General features: G+C 37.5%; 17 protein-coding genes and 2 pseudogenes. 9 read left to right on the top strand and 10 right to left on the bottom strand.

Going from position 1 to position 19,085, the window contains the following annotated elements:
- Positions 1-8: 8 nt before the first annotated feature.
- Positions 9-218: pseudogene (locus UP17_RS26055) on the top strand (2-oxo-4-hydroxy-4-carboxy-5-ureidoimidazoline decarboxylase); the annotation flags it as partial.
- Positions 219-716: 498 nt separating this feature from the next.
- Here UP17_RS26055 and UP17_RS27335 read toward each other — a convergent pair.
- The 5 genes from UP17_RS27335 to UP17_RS04825 all read right to left on the bottom strand — a co-directional run bounded on the left by UP17_RS27335 (position 717) and on the right by UP17_RS04825 (position 6,979).
- Complete coding sequence (locus UP17_RS27335) at positions 717-857, bottom strand: hypothetical protein (protein WP_155727232.1); 141 nt, start codon at positions 855-857, stop codon at positions 717-719.
- Positions 858-1,418: 561 nt separating this feature from the next.
- Positions 1,419-2,318 (bottom strand): carbon-nitrogen hydrolase, encoded by a 900-nt coding sequence (locus UP17_RS04840; RefSeq protein ID WP_061461897.1) that lies wholly within the window; start codon positions 2,316-2,318, stop codon positions 1,419-1,421.
- Positions 2,319-2,351: 33 nt separating this feature from the next.
- Positions 2,352-3,977: an amidohydrolase gene (locus UP17_RS04835; protein WP_061461896.1), complete on the bottom strand. Its 1,626-nt coding sequence runs from the start codon at positions 3,975-3,977 to the stop codon at positions 2,352-2,354.
- Positions 3,978-4,004: 27 nt separating this feature from the next.
- The gene (locus tag UP17_RS04830) at positions 4,005-5,360 is read right to left on the bottom strand and encodes an APC family permease (RefSeq protein WP_061461895.1); all 1,356 of its coding nucleotides are present in this window, start codon (positions 5,358-5,360) and stop codon (positions 4,005-4,007) included.
- A gap of 419 nt (positions 5,361-5,779) precedes the next feature.
- Positions 5,780-6,979 (bottom strand): amidohydrolase, encoded by a 1,200-nt coding sequence (locus UP17_RS04825; RefSeq protein ID WP_061461894.1) that lies wholly within the window; start codon positions 6,977-6,979, stop codon positions 5,780-5,782.
- A 195-nt stretch (positions 6,980-7,174) separates the two neighbouring features.
- Between UP17_RS04825 and UP17_RS04820 the strand changes: the two genes are divergently transcribed.
- The 3 genes from UP17_RS04820 to UP17_RS27330 all read left to right on the top strand — a co-directional run bounded on the left by UP17_RS04820 (position 7,175) and on the right by UP17_RS27330 (position 9,493).
- Positions 7,175-7,387, top strand: a complete 213-nt coding sequence (locus UP17_RS04820) for a hypothetical protein (protein WP_061461893.1) — start codon at positions 7,175-7,177, stop codon at positions 7,385-7,387.
- A gap of 704 nt (positions 7,388-8,091) precedes the next feature.
- Positions 8,092-8,964 carry a DMT family transporter gene (locus tag UP17_RS04815; protein ID WP_061461892.1) on the top strand — a complete coding sequence of 291 codons (873 nt, stop codon included), beginning with the start codon at positions 8,092-8,094 and terminating at the stop codon, positions 8,962-8,964.
- Between the two features lie 370 nt (positions 8,965-9,334).
- The gene (locus tag UP17_RS27330; protein ID WP_155727230.1) at positions 9,335-9,493 is read left to right on the top strand and encodes a hypothetical protein; all 159 of its coding nucleotides are present in this window, start codon (positions 9,335-9,337) and stop codon (positions 9,491-9,493) included.
- Positions 9,494-9,530: 37 nt separating this feature from the next.
- Here the strand turns inward: UP17_RS27330 and UP17_RS28605 are convergent.
- A pseudogene (locus tag UP17_RS28605) lies at positions 9,531-9,722 on the bottom strand (gamma-glutamyltransferase); the annotation flags it as partial.
- 583 nt (positions 9,723-10,305) lie between these two features.
- On the opposite strand from UP17_RS28605, the gene UP17_RS04805 reads away from it, so the two are divergent.
- Positions 10,306-10,863, top strand: coding sequence for a chromate efflux transporter ChrB (locus tag UP17_RS04805; RefSeq protein WP_061461890.1), 558 nt, complete (start codon positions 10,306-10,308; stop codon positions 10,861-10,863).
- Between the two features lie 29 nt (positions 10,864-10,892).
- Positions 10,893-11,444 carry a chromate efflux transporter ChrA gene (locus UP17_RS04800; RefSeq protein WP_061461889.1) on the top strand — a complete coding sequence of 184 codons (552 nt, stop codon included), beginning with the start codon at positions 10,893-10,895 and terminating at the stop codon, positions 11,442-11,444.
- Positions 11,445-11,481: 37 nt separating this feature from the next.
- Here the strand turns inward: UP17_RS04800 and UP17_RS04795 are convergent, their stop codons facing one another.
- From UP17_RS04795 to UP17_RS04785, 3 genes are all read right to left on the bottom strand, one after another.
- Positions 11,482-11,958, bottom strand: coding sequence for a chromate efflux transcriptional regulator ChrS (locus UP17_RS04795; protein WP_061461888.1), 477 nt, complete (start codon positions 11,956-11,958; stop codon positions 11,482-11,484).
- 186 nt (positions 11,959-12,144) lie between these two features.
- The gene (locus tag UP17_RS04790; protein WP_061461887.1) at positions 12,145-12,873 is read right to left on the bottom strand and encodes a hypothetical protein; all 729 of its coding nucleotides are present in this window, start codon (positions 12,871-12,873) and stop codon (positions 12,145-12,147) included.
- Complete coding sequence (locus UP17_RS04785; protein ID WP_061461886.1) at positions 12,870-13,604, bottom strand: DMT family transporter; 735 nt, start codon at positions 13,602-13,604, stop codon at positions 12,870-12,872. The genes UP17_RS04790 and UP17_RS04785 overlap by 4 nt, the downstream gene beginning before the upstream one ends.
- 945 nt (positions 13,605-14,549) lie before the next feature.
- Here UP17_RS04785 and UP17_RS04775 point away from each other — a divergent pair.
- The 3 genes from UP17_RS04775 to UP17_RS04765 are packed head-to-tail and all read left to right on the top strand — an operon-like array spanning position 14,550 to position 17,080.
- Complete coding sequence (locus UP17_RS04775) at positions 14,550-15,878, top strand: sensor histidine kinase (RefSeq protein ID WP_250211758.1); 1,329 nt, start codon at positions 14,550-14,552, stop codon at positions 15,876-15,878.
- Complete coding sequence (locus tag UP17_RS04770; protein ID WP_061461884.1) at positions 15,853-16,527, top strand: response regulator transcription factor; 675 nt, start codon at positions 15,853-15,855, stop codon at positions 16,525-16,527. Before UP17_RS04775 ends, UP17_RS04770 begins: the two co-directional genes overlap by 26 nt.
- A 1-nt stretch (position 16,528) precedes the next feature.
- Positions 16,529-17,080, top strand: a complete 552-nt coding sequence (locus UP17_RS04765; RefSeq protein WP_061461883.1) for a TVP38/TMEM64 family protein — start codon at positions 16,529-16,531, stop codon at positions 17,078-17,080.
- Between the two features lie 325 nt (positions 17,081-17,405).
- Here UP17_RS04765 and UP17_RS04760 read toward each other — a convergent pair whose 3' ends face one another.
- Positions 17,406-18,611, bottom strand: coding sequence for a metallophosphoesterase family protein (locus tag UP17_RS04760; protein ID WP_081108703.1), 1,206 nt, complete (start codon positions 18,609-18,611; stop codon positions 17,406-17,408).
- Positions 18,612-19,085: the final 474 nt, after the last annotated feature.

The following is a 19,085-nucleotide window of genomic DNA, read 5'->3' as shown; positions in this document are numbered from 1 at the left end:
GCTTTGGTGATACTTTTGAACATTCACCTTGGATTGCAGAAAAATCGGCTGCCAATAGGCCCTTTTCACCAATAATCAACCTGCATCGATGCATGGTGGACATTGTAAGCAATTCATCAAAAGAAGAAAAGTTAATGTTAATCAGGAAGCACCCGAATTTTGGGGACAAAGTTGAAATGAGTGATGATTCTAATAAGGAACAGCGCGGCGCGGATTAATAGGACTTATAAACAGCCGTATTTGATACCTTATTTGGACCTTCAGAAGAGTTCAGGAAAATTGAAAGGAAATATACCGAATTTAATATTTATCGGAAAGGCCTGTGACAAATTTAACCATTATTGTGGATTAGGATAAAAAACTCCCCTTAGGGAACCCATTAATACCAAAGTATAATCCTATCTTTCCTAATCCACGTTTGCTTTCCATCTCTTAACCTTACCATGTAATATGATCATTTCCGATACCAACAATTTACCCAACTTTATAACTGTTCCATTTTTTCCTTGCTTTCCGAATAAATACCTCTTTATCATTCCAACTAAAATCAATTTTGATTTCCCCCCTCTACTTAATGAAGTAAAGTAATTAAAAATAACCTCTTAAAACACATAACAAAACCCCACCTGTTCCCAATAGCAACTGGTGGGGTTTCTAACTGGCTTCTACATCTACATCAACCCGGAGGTCCATCTTGTGCAATCACGTCCTTTCATTTAAACGGCTAATTTACTGTATTCATCCAACTGATCTTTAGTTAAGTTTTTGATGAAGTGGTCGAAATTTATCGACTCTATTTCATACCTTTCACAAATCTTTAAATAACTTTCATAGGCTTTATCCTGAATATTCATCATCTTGACTCCTCCTCCTGTTATATAACAATAAATTTAACTTATTAATAATATATAACAACCGTAATTTCCCGTCAATGTATTTTTCTGAAAATTCGGTAATATTTTCATTCTTTTAGTATTTCCCATATTGTTCTTCGCTAACCATCCTATAAAGGAAAAGCCGCCTTAGCGACAGCCCCGATCAAAAGCTAATTCACACGTTATTTCTTTAAAGCAAGAAATAGAATGCTGTTACATTTACGGCCATTTGAACAGCGTAAAAAACCAACTCTCCATAAAGGAAAATTGGTTTTTTTCTTTTGAACTATAGATTATCTAAACAATGCAGTCGGTTTTGTAACTGCTGCAAGCACACCAGGTACACCTGTGTTTTCAGTTGTACCACTAATAACTCCACCTAAAATTTAGCGCGTCCAAGGGAGAACCCACAGGGGCAAAGGACGCCTTGGGGACCGCGGTAAGCGAGTGCCCGGAGTGTAAAATAACAAATTCGGCAAACTCAATCATTATCAAGTTTTGTCTACAGTCTGAGCAGGTAATCATACCTGCCGTTTTTAATGATTAACTAAACAGTGCTTTGCTTGTTCCCTTTTTTGAAGTGGATGGGGTTGGAAGTATTTCTTTTTGTAATATAGGTCCGTATGTATCGACACGTCGATCTCTAAAGAATTGCAGCATTTTTCTAGTCTCTTCTATTTCTTTTAAATCAATTTCTTGCACGATAATTCCTTCTTCCTCATCAAGTGAAGCTAAAATATTCCCGAATGTATCGCTAATGAATGAACCGCCGTAAAAATTCACATCCTTTTCCTGGCCCACTCGATTTGTCGCAGCAACAAATACACCATTAGAAATGCCGTGAGCAGAAATTGCCTTTTCCCAGGATGATCTTGTTGATATCTCGGGATGATCTGGTTCTGAACCAATAGCGGAAGGATAGAATAATATTTCTGCACCTTGTAAGCTCAAAATTCGAGCAACTTCTGGAAACCACTCGTCCCAACAAATCCCGACTCCTATTTTTCCATAAGCCGTTTCATAGACAGGATACCCTGTATTGCCTGGAACGAAATAATATTTTTCATGATACTGGGGACCATCCGGAATATGATTTTTTCTTGTAATCCCTAAACATTCTCCATCAGCATCAAATACAGCTGCACTATTAAAATAAATACCGGCACCTGCTCTTTCGTAAAAAGGTACAATCAAGACAATTGCTAATTCCTTTGCTAATTCACCCATTTCGGCTAATGTACCGCTATCTACATCTTCAGCTAAATCATAATTTTTCACACTGACCGTTTGCGGAAAATATTGCGAAGAAAATAATTCCTGTAGGCAAACGATTTGTGAACCTTTATTTACTGTTTCTTTTATTTTCTCTATCGTTTTTTGAATATTTTGCTCAATGGATTCTCCGCAACGAATTTGAATAAGGCCAACTTTTACTTTTGACATCTTCTCACTACCTCACTTTTATTATTTTTTATCTTATACAGTTTGAACGACCTGGTTTTCATATACGACCATTCCATCCATAATCGTCATCTTCACTTCTGTTTCAAGAATTTCCTCTGTTGATATGCTAAATAAATTTTTATTTAATACTGCGATATCCGCTATCTTCCCTGCTTCCAAAGTACCTAATTCTTTATCTCTGAGAGACCCGAATGCCGGTGTAGCCGTGTAATATTTTAACGCTTGAGCTAATGTTATTCCTTCCGACTCTTGCCACGCCTTCCCGGTTAAATCTTTTCTGGTGATTGCCTGATAAATACCCATCATGGGATTTAAGGGCACTACAGGAAAATCTGTACCAAAGGCAATTTTAGCACCAGTATCCACGAGTGTTTTGATAGGATAATAGAGTGGTTGTTGTTTTTCACTGATTCTGGCCGTATATGCCTCGCTTTCCATTAATTCAATATGTTTAGATTGAAATGAGGCGATTACATTTAATTCCTTAAAGCGATGAACATCGTCTGGATGCAATACCTCCACATGTTCAATGACATGTCTGGCGTCCCTTTCTCCATTTACGTTTCTCGCTTCTTCAAATGCATCCAATGCTAAGCGGACTGCACCGTTACCAATTGCATGGAAACGAATTTGAAAATTTTCCTTATCTGCCTTTTTTACTAATTGTTTAATTGTTTCAGCTGGATAAGTTGTTCCGCCTTTTGTATCTGGACGGTCTTTGTAATGATCCAATAAAAAAGCAGTATGACTTGTCACAACACCATCTATAAATTGTTTTAATCCAGAAAAGGTGAGCTTGTCTGACTGATATTTTTTTTGTAATTCCTTTGCGACAGCTAAATCCATTTTTAACTCCGGCGAAAAGTGAATTCTGGTTGTAAGTAACCCTTCTCTCTCAAATTCCTTAAAAATTTCAAGATCGTCTAATGGATTTGGCGCAATTTTAGCTCCGTATAAATCATTAACGGACGTAATTCCCAATCTTTTTGTTTCATTAAGAAAACCTTGGAATAGTTTTACACGTTTATCTTTCGATAATTTGTAGGCATGTTCTGATGCATACCCAATTGCCTGTTCAAATAGAAGGCCTGTCAGTTCCCCATTTTCATCTTTTCCAATTTCTCCATATTCCGGATCTGGGGTATCCCTCGTTAATTGAATCATTTCCATTGCTTTACTATTGATCCATGCGTAATGCACTTCTGCATTGAATAATAAAACAGGGCGATCACTAATATATTTATCTAGTGTTGTTCTATGTGGCAGCACTTTGTTCTTCCAATTGGTATGATCCCAACCGACACCAAATATCCACTCATCATTTGATCTCGTTTCTGCAAATTCACCTACTATTTTGGCTGCATCTTCTTCTGAAACTGCATCAAATAATTTGGCACTGTCCTTCTGTAAAATGCTTCCCATCATAATGTGCATATGAAAATCATGAAATCCCGGAATAATTAGTCCGTCATCCATGTCATACACTTTTGTTTGATTTCCAAGGAATGACATTATATCTTCTTTAGAACCGATTTTAATAATTTTATTATCTTTAATAGCGATAGCTGCTTTTATTGGCTCATCTTGTAACCCAGTGAAAACATGTTGACCAGAAAGAATGATGTCTGCCTTTACCATTTTTGTCCTCCTCAATGAATATAGCTTTTATGCTTGAATTTCTTTTTCAATCGCACTATCAAAAGAAAGCTCTGGTGGCCGTTTACTAAACATTTTCGTATTAGAAAGGAGCATGATGAAACCAATTCCAAACCATCCCAGTCCGAGTAAAAGTGCCTTTGAATCAAGACTTGTCCATAACCAAATTGTGAAACCAGTACCAATCAGCGGCAATATTAGGTACTTTAGTGTGTTAATTCCGTTTCGCTGTTTTTCTTTAATAAAATAATGGGAAATAACCGAAAGATTAACAAACGTAAATGCCACGAGCGCTCCAAAGTTAATAAAGGATGATGCTGTCACTAAATCAATAAATAACGCAGATAAAGCAAAAATGCCCACTAAGATGATGTTGTGTGTTGGAGTTTGAAATTTTGGATGAATATGACCGAAAATTCTCTTTGGAAGAACTCCATCTCTCCCCATCGCATACAAAAGTCGCGAAACACTTGCATGAGCTGATAAACCAGACGCCAGCCCCCCGGTAATATAACCTGCTAGAAAAATAGATTGAAATAAATTACCCCCGATGTACATAGCAATTTCCAAGGAGGCGGAATCTGCATCTTTAAAGGCTTGGAAATTTGGGTAAACAAGGTAACTGATGTATGAGATGGTGACAAACAGACCTCCCCCTATTAATGCGACGAGGAAAATAGCCTTTGGTATTACCTTTTTAGGATTAATGGTTTCCTCTGAAAATGTAGTAACAGCATCAAATCCTAAAAAGGATAAACATAAAATGGAAGATCCCGCTAATACTAAAGATAGTGGTATATCTCCATTCACAAATGGAGAACTCATGAATAATGTTCCTGAACCCATTCCGTTAAGCAACCCTTTAATTGACAGGAATGTAAATATAACTATTATTAAGAATTGACAGGCAACTAGTAAAAGATTTATTTTTGTTGCTATTTTCACTCCAATTATATTTACAGTGGTGATTAAAATTACAAAGCCAATTAACCAGACGGAAAAAGGAACGGATGGAAAATATGCGTTTAAGTAAATGGCGATCAGTAACCCATTGATCATTGGCAAAAATAAATAGTCCAATAGGATAACCCAGCCCACTAGGAATCCAAGGTGAGGATTAAAAGCCTTTTGAGTGAATGTATATGCAGAACCGGCAACAGGGTAGGCCTTAACCATTTGACCATAACTATAGGCTGTAAATAACATACCAACTAAAGCTATGATATAAGCAGCAGGCACCATCCCTTTCGTTATTTCCGCAACAACCCCATAAGTAGAAAACACTGTTGTAGGTGCCATATAAGCCAATCCAAATAGCACTAAAGGAAACACTGTTAACGAACGTCTTAATTTTGCATTCTCCATGTATCACTCCACCCTTATTCGTGATTAATTAACTTATATGCAAATACCGTACCAAGCAGAGATTAATTATTTAACGATTTAATTACCGATACATTCGAAATAATTACAATATACAGATTTTTTAATAGATTAATAGTTTTATGCAATATTGCACCAATTATTTAAGATTGCATAAATAGTCGTTAGCTATGAAGATGTCTCACCGTGTATTCTTGTTGATACGAATAAGGTTCGAAATAAGCTACGTGCTGTAATGGAGTCATCGATAAATTGTATCTGGTATGACACGCAAATCCCGCGATTGTTTAAGATGCGATTAATGCTTATTATTACTGTGTCATATAGTAAAAGCACTCAAAACTTATTTATTTATGAGTATAAGAAAAGGGACCACGAACATCCCTCCCCTTGAAACTACATTATTCGACATCAACTTGGTAACCCAAGTCTTTATTGCAATCTTTTTGCCACTTCTTAATTAAAAAAACAGTACAAGTTTTAAGGGTGTTATACGCATCTTCGGATATCAACCCATCTTTTTTATGCTTATCAAGTAACTTGTTAAACCTTTGAAGGTGCTTGACAATCCTTTTGGCTGCTTCCAGTTTTTCAAAACGGACAACTGTATCCAAATGTGCCTGTAGTGAACGGGCAACACCATGGTTGACAATTTCCCCATCTTCTTCGAATTGCTCAACAAGTGTCTTTATATAGGATGCATTTATAAACGTGGGATCACGGAATACTTCCTTCCCCTCAAACAAATTCAACAAGATCTTCGTTTCATTAATTTCCGTTTCTGGAATCTCGAAGAGATTTTTATCCAAAACAATCAAGTCTGCTTTTTTGCCCACTACAATAGAGCCTCTTTCATCCTCTGCGAAAATCACATTAGCCCCGTTGATTGTATAGCTAGTAATCATCTCCTCGAGAGATGCTTTTTCCTTAGGCCATAATACTTTCTTTAGATCGGTTTGATCGGTTTTGTCCCGATCCAATCTTGTTACCCCTACCTCTATTCCTGTAAAAGGCCGGAAGTCACTTAGAAATTCACTGGTGGAAGGAAAATCACTTGATGAAGCAACGGGTATTCCGGCTTCAAAATAGCTATTCATCCGATTAAGATTCTTCAACTCTTCAACTCTCACATCATCATACCAATCATTACCAAACCAGGCGGGCTGAGGAACAGGTATTACCCCTAAGTCCTTAAACCGGGAAACATCATCTTCCCGAACCCAGTCGAGATGGGTAATCACATGTCGGGAATCTCTTTTTCCATTTACTTTAGCTGCATATTCAAAAGCGTCCAAAGAATTACCACTGGGGTAAAATCCCTGATTGCCAATCGCATGGATATAGACGCGGAAACCCTCTTTATCTAAAGCAGCCACGGTCTCCTCTAAAATCTCTTGATCCCAAACCAGTTGATTGTCACCGACGCCGTCAGAAAATATTTTAATTGTATCTATTTTGTACAACTCTCCTTGATATTTGTCACGCGCTTCTTTAAATCTCCCAATCTGCTCTGTCCCTTTGGTTTCATCAGCCCATAACCCTAAATCGTATCTTAAGGTCAATTTCCCTGCATTGTCCAGATCCTCAAATGCTTTAAGCAAATTTTGGTTATTAATTTCTACAAAAAACTAATTGTGGACTAACCCTATAGTCGCTTCTCTCTCCTTTTCAACGCAATGAATCATAACTTGAACAGTAGATATTAATTTTAAGATAAAAAAGTTACCAGCTTGGCAAAAAAATAAGTATAAGAATGTAATAGATTGGATAAACTAATAAAAAAGGAGTGGGAGATTATGGAGACTAAAATTAAAGAAGGAACAAAAGAAATGTGGAGCGAAATTAATGAATGTATAACTCGGAAAATTAATGAAAAACATGATTTATCTTTTCAAAAGAAGAGCAATGATAATTATATGAATCTATATATTCAAACAGCAGTATTACACACCTTATTTGAACTATCAGATGAGTTCAGGAAAATCGAACGAAAATATAACCGATTGTGATGCTGGAAAGGTCATGCACTAAAAAATTCAACTTAATGGTGGATTAGGATTAAACTCTTTAAGGGAGCCTTTTAATCCTAATCCACGTTTTTTCTTTCCAGCTTTATTACTTCATCATTACCGCTGCCGACAATTTGACTAACATCAACTGTACCATTTGTTTCCCTTCCCTATAAATCCTTCTTTTCATTCCAATTATAATCCATTTTTCAATCTTACATTAAAATAAAAGAAAAGATTATTCGTCAATCAAGACAGTATACTTAAGCTTAAAACACCTGACAAAACCCTACCTTTTCCTATTAACCACTGGTGGGGTTTCTACATATCGTCAACCGGGAGATCCCTCTTTTGCAATCATGCCGGAAAAAATGGGTTCAATGTGTAAAGTAGTTTTTTAATGGAAGATTTTCAAGGGAGTTACGCTGTGTCTAAAACTATTATTTGTTGGTTTATAAATCACTAAAATCTTGTATATTTAATATAACTTACTGATTATTGAATCGAATGATCAGTAACAGCTTGGAATAGCTTTATAATTAACTAAAATCATTGAATGTAAATATTTTTGAAAGAGAGCTGAAAGCCGATGTTGTGGTCACCGCTATTCGAAAATGATGTACCTGCAGTTATTCTTCCTTAACGGTAGAAAATTGCATCTCCGTTAAGGACTGGGAATATTTAGTTAAAACGGAGGGTACAAAATGAAAAACACTATATTAGGTTCTTTATATTTATCACTCGCTGCTAGCATTTGGGGCGGGATGTATGTTGTGGTAAAAGTTGTGGTAGACGTTGTTCCACCACTTGAATTAGTATTATTACGATATGTAATTGCGATTTTAGCATTGCTAACTATTGGTTTCATAACAAAACAATCTTGGCGGATTGAAAAACGGGACTGGCTTTTGGTTTTCATTATAGGACTTGTTGGAAACACAATATCTATCGTAACCCAGGAAGTCGGTACGCTACTATCTACTGCACAAATGGGAGCCATCATTACTTCAACAACACCTGCATTTATGGTGATATTTGCACGTATCGTTTTAAAAGAAAAGATAACTTTAAAAAAATCAATTTCTGTTATTTTAGCGACGATCGGTGTCGGTATCATTGTCGGAAATGCCCATATCGGCTCATCTCACCAACTTGGGGGCGTATCACTGCTTTTTGCTGCATTAACCTGGGCACTCATGTCTGTTCTAATTAAACGTGTACCTGGGCAATATTCACAAATCGTTATAACGACATATGCTGTGCTTGTGGCAATTGTCTTTTTAACACCTATTACGATTAGTCGATTAGATGAGCTTGATTTTCAAGCAATCATGCATCCATCCATATGGGGCGGCCTTTTATACTTGGGCGTTATTTCCACAGCATGTGCCTTTTTACTGTGGAATCGCGGACTGCAAATGCTTACCGCATCAAGTGGTGGATTATTTTTCTTTTTACAACCTATAGTGGGAACTTTTTTAGGGTGGTTAATACTAGGTGAACAAATCGGCTTGTCTTTTTGGATAGGTACAATATTAATTTTTATTGGTGTGTTATTAGTCATTCGGGAAGAATAACATCATTAAAATAGTTGATTGGTGTTATATATTAAAATGTCCCCTATAGAGCAGTCACTTTAAAAAAGGCTGCCTATTGATATTATCCCCTTAAAGTAGACAGTGTAAAAAGTCCATGAAAAAACATGGATATTACACTATTACTTGGAGGGGATTTTAATTATGGCTAAAAAAGTGGATAAATTTCAAACTTATTCAAAGAATTCAAGATTCAGGTTGTCCTAAATTATTAAATAATGAGGGTAGCCTAGTCTTTTTTTAAGCTATCTACTTGAAGGGGGTAAGTCCATACTGCTTGTAAAAGTTTAGGATATTGCTAATTGGCTTATATTCCCCTATTATTGTGATATTCTATAGAGGGAGGTATTTTATGACAAAAAATACGTATGTTTTTAAAGTGTTTTTGGTTTTGGTGTTTCCCGTATTTACCTTTATTTATTTATGCGGCAGTTTCGGAATGATCCCTGCAGCTCTAGGGGGCTTGATTTTACTTATTGCCTTAAGCACTCTTTTATTTTCACGAAAATAAAACAACGGTAGTCATTTAAACACAACCGTTGTTTCTTTTATATTTTATAGACTCCCTTCTTTAACGTCGGTGCCTTCGAAAGCCAATCCCAATTTCTTTCGGTACACATTACTTGATTTTTCGTAATCGGAAAACCATCTTCAGCATACTGGATCGCCGGCTCTAGAACTTCAGCTAGCATAAGTGTTCCACATTCTTTCAATATCTCACCACAACCGTCTACCATCCCAGGAACTGTAAGGTGCGCTTCTTACCCCGCGAAAAGGGATCTTCTTTTCTCCTCTATATGCTCCAAGATTGACATTTCTTCAGGCGCGCCCGCTTCCATTATTAGTACGAGTTTTTTCGTCCTTCTTTTCATATATAAGCCAGAAAGTATCTCAACCAAGCCCGGTCATATGCGGATAAACTACATCCAAACATACACTCGCTGCCACTGCCGCATTATAAGTCCCCCCTTTTTAAAGAATTTTAATTCCTGCTATCGATGCAAGAGGGCTTTCCACCTTTCTTTTCGTCCCTATTATCGATTGGGTCATGCATTTACTCTTTTTATTTATTTTATATTTTGGAAAATTTATGACAATTGTATTATATCTTGTTTCTTTTTATTACGTAATTCAAATTTTAGTTTCCAAGACAAAAAGTGCGTTTTTTTAAATTCATCAGCCTATTTTATTAAAAAAAGATAGTTATTTCGTTCGTTACGTAATTATTATTAAAATTTTTTATACATTTCGAAAGCACTTTTGTTATCATTAATTCATAATCCTGGAAATAAACCCTAAATTTTAAAACATGGAGGAATCGTTTTGAAAAATCCATATACGGAATTGACGATTGGGATGATGAGAACGGGGATATTAGGTTTCGGCGGCGGGCCGTCTGTCATCCCGCTCATCCGCCATGAAGCAGTTTCCCGTTATCACTGGCTCGACGATGATGAATTCGGGGACACTTTGGCGATTGCCAATACACTCCCAGGACCGATTGCCACTAAGATGGCAGCATATCTTGGTTATAAATTAAAAGGCTGGCCTGGAGCCATCGTCAGCGTGGCCGCTCACGTTTTACCTTCATGCATTGCGATGGTTTTCTTGATTTCATTCATTAATGTTTTAAGTAATTCGGCAATGATCAGTAATATGATCGCTGCTGTAATGCCGGTTGTTGCTGTCATGCTTGGTCAAATGGCTTATGAGTTTGGCGAAAAGGCGGTCAAAGGGTTAGGAAAGATGCTCGGAATCACCTTTTTTGCGATTTCCTTTTTGCTTCTGCAGGTCATTTCCCTGCATCCGGGTATCGTCATTATGATTTTCCTTTTATATGGGGCGTTCCATTTTAAATTAAAGGAAAGATTGAAAAATTAAAAGGTTAATAGGAAGGAGGAATCCGCTTAATGGGTCTTATTATCCCAATAGGAGTTGCTGTTTTTCTAGCGTTTTTCATTGCCAATATTCTTGGTTATGGCGGAGGTCCAGCCTCGATTCCGCTTATGTATGATCAAATCGTCACCCGTTATGGCTGGCTTGATAATGCCGAGTTCTCACAAATGCTTGCGTTAGGAAATTCACTCCCAGGACCGATCGCCACGAAAATAGCCGCATATGTCGGATATGATGTATATGGCTGGCCAGGATTTCTAGTCGCATTGGCAGGCACGATCATCCCTTCAGCCGTGGCTTTGATATATTTATTAAAAATCCTGCGAAAATACAAGCAATCGCCTATCGTAAAAGGCATGTCCCTGCTTGTACAGCCCGTGATCGCGATCATGATGTTATTGCTCACCTGGAATATGGCCGAGCATGCCGTAGGTTCCATCGGCTACATCCATTCAATCGTCATCGCTGGATTGGCCTTTTTGGCCCTAGGTAAATTCAAGATCCACCCCGCCTTCGTAATCATACTTGCCTTTGCGTACGGCGGCTTTATCATCCCGCTCACATAATAATAAAAAATCCACCTATATAGGGGGATTTTTTCATTTAAAGCTTCATGCCCATCCGGCTTTTATAACGTTTAATGAGAATTTGGCAATCAACGCTGACAACACCGACGATCGCATACAGCTTCTGATTGAGAAAACGTTCCATCTCCTGGTTATCAGTAAAGATTCCGTGCATATGGAGTTTACTCGGACCGGTCATATGATATAAACTCGTTACAGCCGGTTCACTTTCTAATTGCTGTGCGACTGATTCCAGATATTTAGGTTCAACCTCAACGTTAAAGAATGCCGAAACATGGATGCCGACCTTAGCTGGATTTATGACCGCAGTGAACCTCTCAATCACATCGTTTTCAACAAGATGATTGATTCTCATTTGAACCGCAACCCTGGAGAGCTCCACTTTCTTCGCTAAGTCGGTATACGAAATTCGCGCATCTTCATGTAAAACCGATATGATTTTCTTATCGATCTCATCAACTTTCAAGCTGGGAATTTTAAAGTCCTCTGCCATCCTACGTAGCTCCTTTTCGATTTCTTTATTCCATTATCGCAGAGAATACCAGCGGGTCACAACAATCTTCCTATTTACTTTCAAAATTAAGCTCCATTATAAAAACGGCGGATTTTATGAATGATCAATAGCCAAATATATAAAAACTGATACGTGTAATGGCAAGCTAATTTTGGCAGCCCCTTTTCAATAGGCTCCCTCCAACTCATCCGCTTGAACAAGGAAAGGAACATCCACAAAGTTATCTCCTGTCATATAGCCATTTCCGTTAAAGGAGTGCTCAGGAAATGTCTCATTCCCATCCTTATCATAAAAATTTATAGCCAATTGTATCAGTTTGTTAAATTCAGGAAAGTCACTCTGCCGATCTTCTACCTGAAGTTTTACATACTGATCCATAAGCTCCCTCCAATTGTCAGGATACCTCCCGACTCCGTACGTTTTTCCATTAAGCACAATGCTGTGCATCATTTCTATTCCAGGTTGATAGGTAGCTATGCCATCCGATACCATAAAACCTCTATCTTTTTTCATAAAAACCCTGATTTCGGAAATGTCATCTTTCGGATCCATATTCCACATGATCAAAGATTTTTCTTCTCCATTCCAAACCTGTGGCTGACCGCTATTTTCCACAGAAGCCACTCTCCATTTATTGCCCTTCCAGACCCAAAAGCTCATCCCATACCCATTATCTACGTTAATAAAGGGGACAAACACATGTGTATTATCCAAAAATATTTGATCTTGTATGACCCTAGGCTGAGCCTCAGAGAAGGTTGAGTTTATTCGTTCGATGACTTGTCTGTCCGATATGAAGGGTTCCGGCTCTTTTGGAAATCGAACAAATAAAAGGATACCTCCAATCGATATAACAGCTGTAATGAAAACAATCATTTTTGTTTTTTTAGTCATCCTTCTATCGCACCTCCAGTCAAAATGGATTCCTCTAGCCTGTAGTAAACCTGATGCCCTTTATTAGGTGTAATCAGTAGACCCTTTCCATCTTCTTCAATGAAAATGAGTGTTTCAAGACCTCTTCCTTTTTTAGGAACGGTACCTGTCAAAATATAAGGGAACATTTCTTTGTACCCGCTATCTTCATTGATTCCGTAATACCAAGATTCACTCTCGATCTTTTTTTGTTTCATCTTGTTCATTTGTCTTTCCAGCTCTTCTTTATTCAAAGTGACTTCTTTGGAGTTCGGATGCGTCGCCATCAGCGAAGCCCTTTTAATGTCCATCATATATGTAGATATGTCAGCCTTAGGATACATCATTTCATCCAGCGGTATGGCTAAAAGTGAAGCACCCAAAAAGATGAAATTCCATAGGAATCCGAGCCAGGCAAATCGACGGAATCTCTGCCACCTCCCTTCATTTCCTTTCCTTCTCAATAACCATGATAAGAGAGCAACTCCTATAGGGATAATAGGTACACTAACCACCTCATCTGATAGATTAAAAGTAAAACTAAAAGTGATCATTCCTAGTACAAACACAACGAGAGCCTTCCATGCCTTAGGAGGACTTTCTTGTTTTTTATAAATAATGGCAAATGCTATACCAATCAGTATGCAACTGATTGCAATAAGGATTAAAGAGGGTGCATGCATATATTTTTCTGCGTCAAATATTCCATTCATTCTATCTAATACTCTCCTTTTAATCGACTTCCTTCACGCTAATCCCTAACTATACCATATATCCCTTTTTTTGTAACCAAAGGGCAATAAAGTATGACTGCAATCCCCCTCCTCATCAATTTAAGGCGGGGGTTTTACAGCCCGTTTAATGCGAGATAAAAGTTTATGAATATCAATGTACCCATCATCAATCCTTTGTTTGAAAGGTCTTCGTGATATTTTTGTATTCCTCATCATTGAGAATGCCCATTTTTTTGAATATTGCGGAATAAGCCATTATTTTTTTTTGTGTACGGTTTGTACAACTCATATGAATCAGCTCCTTTTTTTACATAGTATTCAATCGCAACAAAATGTTTCCTATACGCAAAATATTTTGTGTAGGCTAAAATAAAAAAACTGCCGATTTTTATCGGCAGTAATACGTGATTAAAATAAGGTTCGCCGCGTTCTTTTAAATTTGATTCAAACCTGTTCCGTGGTAACCTTGAACCTGAAAAAGCTGTGAAACTTCTGCTAAAATTCGGCTCTCGAATTCCCCTTGCTGTAGAAGGTTTCTCACCGATTCCAAAAATAATGAATGATAGCATGGAAGATAATGGTCCGTCACTATCCAAAGTGTTATATATTCCCCAGTAGATTTTGCACAAAAAAAATTCATCGTTTGTTATTTGTAGGAAGTGCCAAAATACAAACTGATTCCCATGTCCATATATCAAAACAAAAAAATGGCGGTTCGGGTCCATTAAAGTCCTTCTTGCAACCTGTCATCATTCGGATTATCGTTGTTTAAGAGGATGCGAAGAAATTGAAAAAAACTGCATACTTTCTTCATACTTTTTTGCTAAACTTACTCCATCAAATAAGAAGGTGAATATTTTGAAAATCTCCTTTAAGTTGGGACTATGTATTTTTGTTTGCATTTTTTTGATGGAAACCGTTTCCATGATTTACTTACATAATAAAGTGATCCATTCCCGTATCAATCAAGAATTGGAATCACTGAAGGCCCGTGGCAATAGTCATCGTGATGTGTTGGAAATCACTTATTCAAACTCAACCCTTCAGCATATCGCCCTGATGGAATCACATACAGATACAGATGTCGTGATAATGAATACAAGAGGAGATATTCTGATATCTTCCGAAAAGGTAAATGGGGGAATGAAAAAAATCTTAGAAAAAAACCTCCCCCAAGTACCACGAAAGGGCCTCATCATCCAATCAAGTTGGAAGGATGAAAGGTATATAGCCACCGTTACGCCATTTATCAGTGATAAAAAAAATGAAGGCTATATCTATATGTTCAAAGATACGAGGGATGTTGAAGATTTAATCGCTCAATTGAATAGACATTTCCTCTTTGCAATTGTTTTGCTCCTTTTCTTCATGATTATCACCATTTATTTTCTTTCAAAAGCTTTGACTAGACCGCTTATTGCGATGAAAGAATCGACCACCAAACTCAGTAAAGGGAATTTTTCAGTGGCTGTACCAGTACGATCTCATGATGAACTTGGGGAACTTGCCCAATCCATTCAAAGCTTGGCTAATGAATTGAACTATTTAAAGAAGGAACGCAATGAATTTTTGGCAAGTATCTCTCATGAACTGCGAACGCCGCTAACTTATATAAAGGGCTACGCTGATATTGCCCGCCGAAAAGAATTGGATGCATCCGAAAGATCACGATACTTAGAGATCATCCATGATGAATCCCAACGATTAAACAGATTATTGGATGAACTATTCAATATGGCTAGAATGGATGTAAATACATTTACGATTTCAAAAGAAACCATACAGCTCTCTAAATTCCTGCAAACCATTCATGAAAAAGTGTTACCAGCTTTTACAAATAAAAAAATTCAATTGCACCTGGTATGCAAGGATCATTTATTTTTAGATATTGATCCCTCAAGGTTTGAGCAAGTCATTCTTAACCTGCTGGATAATGCACTGAAGTACTCGAACGAATATACAGTCACTACCATCAAAGCCACTGAATCGCTTAGCAGTATTTCCATCTCTATAATCGATCAAGGGGTTGGCATTCCAAGTGAAGATATACCCCATATCTTTGACCGATTATATCGTGTCGAGAAATCACGCGCTAGAGATACCGGTGGATTCGGATTGGGGCTCTCCATCGTCAAGCAATTAGTTGAAGTTCAAGGTGGAACCATTTCAGTTAAAAGCAATTTGGAGCAAGGAACGTGCTTCATTATCACATTTAAGGAGATAAAATATGAAGACAGTGGTTCTGGTCGATGATGAACAGAGAATGCTTGATCTTATAGAGCTATACCTTATACCTCACGGATATACTTGCATTAAGATGAAATCTGGACATGAAGCCTTACTGTTCTTAGAGCATGAACATGCTGACATTGTCATTCTTGATGTAATGATGCCTGAGATGGATGGATGGGAAACATGTGAAGGGATCCGGGGGTTTTCCAATATTCCCATAATCATGCTCACCGCCCGGGATGCTGCAGAAGAAATGGTGAAAGGGTTGAAAAAGGGTGCGGACGATTATGTAACGAAACCCTTTAATGAAGATGTTTTACTTGCCAGAATTGAAGCTGTTACACGAAGAGTACCTAATCACCAAGGTGTGTTCTTTAAGGGGATACATTTAAATGAATCCGCTTATGAAGCGCATTATGATTCCAAAATCATCCCATTAACGCCAAAAGAGTTTTCCATGTTGTGCTTGTTTTTAAAATCCCCTGACCAAGTGTATTCCAGGGATCACCTGCTTTCGACCATATGGGGATTTAAAACGGATACGGAAGATCGGACAATCGATTCCCATATTCGCAATATTAGAGAGAAATTGCGCCATGCAGGTTTTCCAGTAGACCAACATTTGAAAACGGTCTGGGGCATCGGATATAAATGGAGTTCTGTGGATTGATATGGATTTCATTTCTGATGCATTAGCAACCAGCGGACCCTTTTTCATTGCTGTAAGTTTAGTATTGAACATATTGATTAGCGTTCTTGGTTTTATTCCAAGCGTATTCATCACGGCTGCCAATATCACCGCATTTGGATTTGAAAAGGGATTGATCCTTTCTTACATGGGAGAAATTGCCGGAGCAGTAGTCAGCTTTTGGTTATATCGAAAGGGCTTTCAAACTTTCAAACCCAAATTCATGAAGAACCAGTGGGTCATGCAGCTGCAAAAGTCACAAGGCTACCATGCATTTTGGATGATTCTGATGCTTAGAATCCTACCTTTTATACCATCCGGCGTGATCAACCTTACAGCAGCATTAAGCGAGACGGGCGTGATGATTTTCTTCCTCGCCACATCCATCGGAAAACTGCCTGCCCTCCTTGTCGAGGCGTACTCGGTGACACAAGCAATGAAGGCTTCAAACGATGTAAAGATTGTTCTAGTATTATTGATTTTGATCATTGCACTCTTGTATTACTTTAAAAGAGGTAAGAATAAAGAAATGTAATGAAATAGTAGGAGACCATGTAAAAAGAAGACTATTTGATATTTTCATTAAAATAAATAATGTTAAACATTATATAAGGATAGATAAAAATTGAACCTAATCAGCTTTATCTATCCTTATTTGTAGTATTACAACATTATGATTTGACACGGATAAATCAATAATTTCGTTATTCAAGAAATGCGCCCGATTTTCAGCTTATAAATATAAATTAAAGAATTGCCACTTTATTTAACGATCAACCAATCAGTAAAATTTACCTTATATACAATTCTGTACAAAATCTAGTAAATGCAATCAATGTTCTTAAAACCTCTTTACCGCTTTACATTTTTACTTTCTTATTGTTTTCTAGAGGCACAGGATCAATACTCTGATCATTAGCTGTCAAATCGATCCCGTAGTCCTTTGCGAATACCATGTGCGTTTCTACTAGAACCTCAGCTGTATTTTCATCTAAATTAAATACTCTGGCGCCGCGCAGTCTGTTCCTTTCAGCTCCCGGCAGACCATAAGCGCCGAACCCGGTACTGCCCGCATAACCAAGCAGGATTCCGTAATAATTACCTACATAAGTGTTTATATGATCATGACCGCAAAAAATGCCCTTGACATCGCCTCTCTCCAGCATCGCTGAAAACAGCCCCCCGTTAATTGGTCCCATACACTCTTCTTCATTTCTTTCTCCTACTATATTATGCTTTTTAACGGCTACCTCATGATTGGAGTCAGCTCTTTGATCTACGCTCGCATACCACATAAATCTGTGTTCCCACAGAGGAATATGGATGAAAGCGAGTGAAGGAATTTTTCTCTTCCATTTTCCCTCTAATTTTTTTGACGTCTCATAATACCAGTTCACCTGATTAAAACGAAGCCAGTCCCAAGTCGGATATCCTTGGAAATCTTGACCTGCAATGGTTTTTGGCGCATATCTTCCACTGTCAAGAAGCCAGAGGTTGAAAGCTGCCTTTTTTCCTTTTGAATCCTTTATAAGTAAATTCATGTTACCTGTCCCAGTAATACCTTCGACGGTAGGCTTGTTCATATTGTATTTATAAGAAAGATAGATTTTAAGCATGTCTTCCTCATTAAGACCGCCCTTCGGGGTAGAATCTTCATCATGATTTCCAAAGGTAATGGCCCACTTGATTCCTCTTTGTTCCATAGGGTGTGCGACATTGTTAATGGCTTGCTTCATCTCCATAGATGTATCGCATCCACCCGTAATAATGTCTCCATTAATCACAACAAAATCAGGTTTTTCTGTATCAAGCACTTTCTCCATAAGCTGTAATGTTCTACGATCAATACGTTCATCATCTTGTGTATCATTAAATTGAACGATTTTTAATTTTCCATTACGATTAAATTGAAGAGCCATGTCATCTTTTTCTTCTGCCAGTGCTACAGTGCTAAATAAATCATCTGAAAGTCCAGAGAATCCAAGTGTTAAGGCAAGTGTACTCATTCCTCCTATCTTGATAAAATTCCGTCTATCCAACCCTTCATGCGGTTCTTGATTATTCATTAATAAAACTCCCATTCTCTTCTAGTAACTGTTTTATAGGGATCAAGCTATCGATTCGATGGTGAGCAAATTAACTATGTAGTTCCAATTCAAAAAACCATTATGGTAAACAAAAAATTGGATTTGTATATATATGATTTCAAACTTACATTTTTTCAAAAATCACCCTATAAAGGTCAGTTCTTACTTCATAATAAGATGAAATTATTAGTGGGGTATTAATGTTATATGAAAGATAAGTAAAAAAACAATAGAGGAAGGAATGTGTAAGATATCAAAAAATCCTTACTGATTCATCGGGGATATATGGTCATAGAGGGTTGTCTCCGCTATGGATGGATCGAAGTGCTTTCCCTTTTGTCGTGTATGCCAGTCTGACTATCTCTTTTCAGCTATTGAATCGATGCAGGGTAAATTGGTTCATTTCCTTGAATCTTATACCGAATATAATGAGAAAATGCCTATACTATCTTC

It is taken from the genome of Peribacillus simplex, assembly GCF_001578185.1.
Lineage (GTDB): Bacteria > Bacillota > Bacilli > Bacillales > DSM-1321 > Peribacillus > Peribacillus simplex_A.
Note: the sequence above shows the minus strand (reverse complement) of the source record. Positions and strands in the feature narration are given on the sequence as shown.

Bases quoted from the DNA above. Each gene is read 5' to 3' on its own strand.
- UP17_RS27335 (WP_155727232.1), bottom strand. From the start codon at position 857: ATGATGAATATTCAGGATAAAGCCTATGAAAGTTATTTAAAGATTTGT.
- UP17_RS04840 (WP_061461897.1), bottom strand. From the start codon at position 2,318: ATGTCAAAAGTAAAAGTTGGCCTTATTCAAATTCGTTGCGGAGAATCC.
- UP17_RS04835 (WP_061461896.1), bottom strand. From the start codon at position 3,977: ATGGTAAAGGCAGACATCATTCTTTCTGGTCAACATGTTTTCACTGGG.
- UP17_RS04830 (WP_061461895.1), bottom strand. From the start codon at position 5,360: ATGGAGAATGCAAAATTAAGACGTTCGTTAACAGTGTTTCCTTTAGTG.
- UP17_RS04820 (WP_061461893.1), top strand. From the start codon at position 7,175: ATGGAGACTAAAATTAAAGAAGGAACAAAAGAAATGTGGAGCGAAATT.
- UP17_RS04815 (WP_061461892.1), top strand. From the start codon at position 8,092: ATGAAAAACACTATATTAGGTTCTTTATATTTATCACTCGCTGCTAGC.
- UP17_RS27330 (WP_155727230.1), top strand. From the start codon at position 9,335: ATGACAAAAAATACGTATGTTTTTAAAGTGTTTTTGGTTTTGGTGTTT.
- UP17_RS04800 (WP_061461889.1), top strand. From the start codon at position 10,893: ATGGGTCTTATTATCCCAATAGGAGTTGCTGTTTTTCTAGCGTTTTTC.
- UP17_RS04795 (WP_061461888.1), bottom strand. From the start codon at position 11,958: ATGGCAGAGGACTTTAAAATTCCCAGCTTGAAAGTTGATGAGATCGAT.
- UP17_RS04790 (WP_061461887.1), bottom strand. From the start codon at position 12,873: ATGACTAAAAAAACAAAAATGATTGTTTTCATTACAGCTGTTATATCG.
- UP17_RS04785 (WP_061461886.1), bottom strand. From the start codon at position 13,604: ATGAATGGAATATTTGACGCAGAAAAATATATGCATGCACCCTCTTTA.
- UP17_RS04775 (WP_250211758.1), top strand. From the start codon at position 14,550: ATGATTTACTTACATAATAAAGTGATCCATTCCCGTATCAATCAAGAA.
- UP17_RS04770 (WP_061461884.1), top strand. From the start codon at position 15,853: ATGAAGACAGTGGTTCTGGTCGATGATGAACAGAGAATGCTTGATCTT.
- UP17_RS04765 (WP_061461883.1), top strand. From the start codon at position 16,529: ATGGATTTCATTTCTGATGCATTAGCAACCAGCGGACCCTTTTTCATT.
- UP17_RS04760 (WP_081108703.1), bottom strand. From the start codon at position 18,611: ATGAATAATCAAGAACCGCATGAAGGGTTGGATAGACGGAATTTTATC.